The 3,356-nt window shown below is 66.8% G+C and carries 1 protein-coding gene and 2 pseudogenes; 1 reads left to right on the top strand and 2 read right to left on the bottom strand.

Translation table 11 applies throughout. The features are described 5' to 3' along the window. Nucleotides 1-908 precede the first annotated feature (908 nt). Nucleotides 909-1,265, bottom strand: a pseudogene (locus tag ACWDA7_RS51470) (zinc-binding dehydrogenase); the annotation flags it as partial. Nucleotides 1,266-1,270: 5 nt separating this feature from the next. Beyond that, nucleotides 1,271-1,422: pseudogene (locus tag ACWDA7_RS51465) on the bottom strand (IS5/IS1182 family transposase); the annotation flags it as partial. A 325-nt stretch (nucleotides 1,423-1,747) separates the two neighbouring features. Here ACWDA7_RS51465 and ACWDA7_RS51460 point away from each other — a divergent pair. Beyond that, nucleotides 1,748-2,959, top strand: coding sequence for an MFS transporter (locus ACWDA7_RS51460; RefSeq protein WP_450614960.1), 1,212 nt, complete (start codon nucleotides 1,748-1,750; stop codon nucleotides 2,957-2,959). Nucleotides 2,960-3,356: the final 397 nt, after the last annotated feature.

Raw genomic sequence — 3,356 nt, 5'->3', positions numbered from 1 at the left:
GGATACCACCTGCCCAGGCACAGACACCAACCCGAAACCCGCTCAAAAACCCGTCAGAAGATCCACTTCAGGCCACGTCGGTGGATCAAGGCTAAACGGGCGCAATCCGTCGCCCCCGCGCTATTGCCGAACGCCTCCTTCCACGTAGCAGCATGGACGGAGGCCGTGTCGGTGGTGACGCCGTCGAGGTCGAAGAGACAAGCCCGTATCGCTGCGGGCAGGCCAAGCACCACAGGGTCGTCTCCCTTGCGAGTGCCGGTGGGGCGGCCAGTCTTGCGCGTCCCACCGTGCCTGCAGAAGGCTCACCAGTTGGATTAGCGAAGCGTAGTGAACCTGTGGCAGAGTGCTACGCGCACGCCCGGCGCCCAGGCGACGTCGGGCACCCTCCTCGGTCGGGTCTTGCGGCCCGGTCGACCAACGTCCGGAGGTCGTGCCACGCGGGCTGGCGGCTCCGGTCGTTCAGTACCAGGGCACGAAGGCGATTGGCTCCCAAGGCTGAGCAACGCTCAGGCTCGCTAAGCCAATCAGAGACGCTGATAGAGCTCCGGTAGACGCCGGATCCACGGGCCGGTGCCGCCAGCTCGGCCTGGTGGCTGCTGCACGGTGCCGCGCCCGTGCTCGGGCTGTCGGCGACGGCTGAATTGTGAATTCAGCCGCTGCCGACACCAGACAGGTGCATCCGGCTCGGAGCCACCCACAAACGAGGTCCTTGCCCTGTCTGCTGGCCCGGTCCGGCTCCCTCGGAGTGCGCCCCGCCCGCCGAGAGGGCAGGCGGCTTTCGGCTACTGAATCACGCATCTTCGGGCGTGTCGCCACCATCTCCCACCTGTCGTACCACGAGGACCTGGCAGGAACAGGCCGCGACTATGACCAGAGCCACCGAAATCCAGTGACCTGGGAGGCCCGACTCAGTCTTCCGCGATCTGGGTGATCGTTTTGCCGGAGGTGGGGCGCCCTTTGCGGGCGAAGGCGGCGGGCGCTTCGGACAGTGGCCGCACATCCCCGACGACGGGCTTGAGCCGTCCGTCGCGAACACGCTGGACGAGGTCTGCGAGGCGGGCGCGGTCGGGTTCGACGACGAAGAAGACGGCCCGTCCGTTGTCGGGCCGAACCGTGGGCGGCGTGGCGATGGTGACGAGGGTGCCGCCGGCGCGCACCAGGGCGGTCGAGCGGCCGAGGATGTCGCCGCCGAGCACGTCGAATACCAGGTCGACGTCGCCGACGTCTTCGAGCCGGTCGGTCTCCAGGTCCACGAAGGCGTCCGCGAGCGGTGCTTCGAGCCTATCCGGGCACGGTCGACCGGGCTCGGTCCGGTTTTGGGCCCCCCTTCAGGGCCCGGACGTGAGAGCCGTCGATCCTCGACCGGTCCAGCATGCCGGCGGCATGCAACTCGGCCAGCAGCGACTCATGCAGACGCAGCCAGCTGCGGCGGGAGGGCGAGGAGGAACGGGCGAGATCGCGACGTTGTTGGTAAGACGGCGCCGCGGATCGACGCTCATGAGATGGACGATGACGCCATTTGTTGTGCCTTCATGCTCACCGGTGTCGCGTGGTGCGCCAGTTGGCCCGGCTGCACCGGCCTAGCTCTGTCCGGCGTCGGTCCCTTGGGCAGAGACACAGCCCGGAGCCTCCGGAAACTCCGGGGTGGTTCAGAACAATAGAAAGGCACGGCTCAATGCAAGACGTGGCACCAGTGATCAACCGGACTCGCCGGGGCAGAACGCTCCGGCTGGCATTCTCATCTGCGGTGGTCTCCCTGGTGGCCTCGTTTGCCGCGTTGGTCACGCCGATCCCCCTGTTCAACACCTATCGGGCTGAGGATGGGTTCACCAACGCCGATATCGCGCTGGCTGTCGTCGCCAACTCCGTCGGCACTATCGCCGCGCTGTTGGTGCTGGGACGACTGTCCAATCATCTGGGCCGACGGCTCACCGCGATCGCCAGCCTCGGCCTGCTTCTGCTGGGCTGTCTGCTGCTGCTGAACGTGCACGACATCAGCATTCTGCTGGCCGGTCGGCTCCTGATGGGCGTCGGTACGGGGTTGGCCGGCAGCAGCCTTACCTCCTACATCGTCGACGCCGCGCCTAGCAGGCCGACCTGGTTGGCCTCTGTCGCGTCCAGCCAAGGACCCATGCTCGGCCTCTCCCTCGGCGCCATCGCCTCCGGCGCCCTGGTCCAGTTCGGCCCTTGGCCACGCCACCTCATCTACCTGGTTTCCGCCGGTCTCCTCGTACTGTCTGCCGCACTCATCGTCATCAGCCCGGAGACCGCGAAGCCGACGCCTGGCGCTTGGCGATCACTGATACCCCGGGTCCGCGTACCGGCCCGGGTCAGGCATCTGCTCCCTGTCGCGGCCGCGGTGTTCGTGGCCACCTGGACGACCGGGGCTTTCTACCAGGCCTTCATGCCTGCGCTCGTCGAAGATCAACTCCACACCCGCAGCTCGCTCATCCTCGGACTGGTGTTCGCCGCCTATATGGCCCCCAGCGTTCTCGGCGCTCCCCTCGGCGGCCGGTTCACATCCGCGGCGGCCCAACGCATCGGCATGATCATCTTCCTGGCCGGATGGATCGGCATCATCACAGCCATCGACGTAGGCACACTGGCGTTGTTCATCGCCGCAACGATCGTCGCAGGCGCCGGTCAAGGCATCGCCATCAGTGCCGCCACCCGCGGCCTGCTGTACGGCAGCACCCTGGCCGACCGGGCACCGATCTTCAGCGCAATCTACCTCCTCTGCTACGTTGGCGCCGCCCTCCTCAGCTTCATCTCCGGGCAACTCTCGAACACCTTCTCGCTACCGCAGATCGCCCTCGGGTACGGCGGACTTGCCATCGTCGCCACCCTGTTCACTGTCCTCGTTGCACGCAACCCGCATACCGACACGACCGGGGAAACAGCCAGTATGGTGAGTAATCATCACGAACCTCACCGTCGCCCAGACCCCACCCGACCCTGAGCAGGTCGCCGCCCGCGCTCATCGACGCACGCCGATCGCCGCGCGCGCGGATCGGCGCAATGAGCTAAGAGTCACTGACACGTCCAATGCCATGATGTCCGTCCGGTGTGGATGCGGAGCTGGCGCGCCTGGGTGGCGTGTTGTCCGTACAACCGGCTGTTCCGACGTGGGCCTTGTGCCGCGCGTTCGCGGGTGGGGTCTCATTCGGGGTTTGTCCGGTACCGATCGGTGTGTTTTGTCGAGCAGAGGCCCGAGGCCAGAGACATCCGGCGTTCGGGCTGCCGCGTGGGGGCGGCCCCGTACGGGGCGAGCACCGCGCTGCGGTTGACTCGACAGGGCCTCTTGCAGCCCTTCATGGAAAAGGATCTCTGTGTGGCGCGCCTGGACGTCGTCCAGG

This window comes from Streptomyces sp. NPDC001156 (genome assembly GCF_053598275.1).
This window is presented reverse-complemented; position numbering and strand designations above follow the sequence as displayed.